The sequence below is a fragment of the Klebsiella sp. A-Nf5 genome, from assembly GCF_002810545.1.
GTDB classification, from domain to species: Bacteria; Pseudomonadota; Gammaproteobacteria; order Enterobacterales; family Enterobacteriaceae; genus Klebsiella; species Klebsiella variicola.
In genome coordinates this window covers 1-547 of record NZ_PIOG01000051.1, presented here as the reverse complement: position 1 = coordinate 547, position 547 = coordinate 1, and the positions used below count along the sequence as shown (strand labels likewise).

Annotated in this window: 1 protein-coding gene; it reads left to right on the top strand. The window is 29.4% G+C overall.

Annotation, left to right across the window (positions count from 1 at the left end; translation table 11 throughout):
- Nucleotides 1–79: 79 nt before the first annotated feature.
- Nucleotides 80–547, top strand: a 468-nt coding sequence (locus CWM53_RS06430; protein ID WP_133124337.1) for a hypothetical protein, incomplete at its 3' end; no start/stop codon positions are given.

The window sequence follows — 547 nt, the reverse complement described above, 5'->3', positions numbered from 1 at the left end:
AAAATAATACATGGAAAAATTTTGGTGAGTATATTTCTATGCGTATTAAAAATATATGCACCAATAAAAAGGAACTATCATGAAAAAAACAATATTTGTTGACCATACATCTCGTATTGGGGGGGCTCAACTTTCATTATTCGATATAGCTGTTCACTTGAAAGAAAACTCATCCGTTTTACTCTTCGGAGATGGTGCATTTCACAAAATGCTTCAAGATAAAAACGTTGATGTAAAACTATATGATTTAGAAAAAATATTATATCCGTTAAGAAGAGATGTTAGTATATTCAAAGTTTGCAAGTCTGCTTTTTTACTGGCTTCCAAATTATTTACTATTAGAAAACTATTGAAGCAGTATGACATAGTGTATACAAACTCTTTTAAATCGTATGTAATATCTTCTTTGAGTCTTATTGGTATAAGAAAGAAGGTTATACTTCACTTGCGAGACGCACTGACAAAAGATAATTTTTCTCCCATTGTTATAAAAACTGTCATTAATTTTACCAAAGTATTCCATACAAATGTCATTGCAAATTCTTCT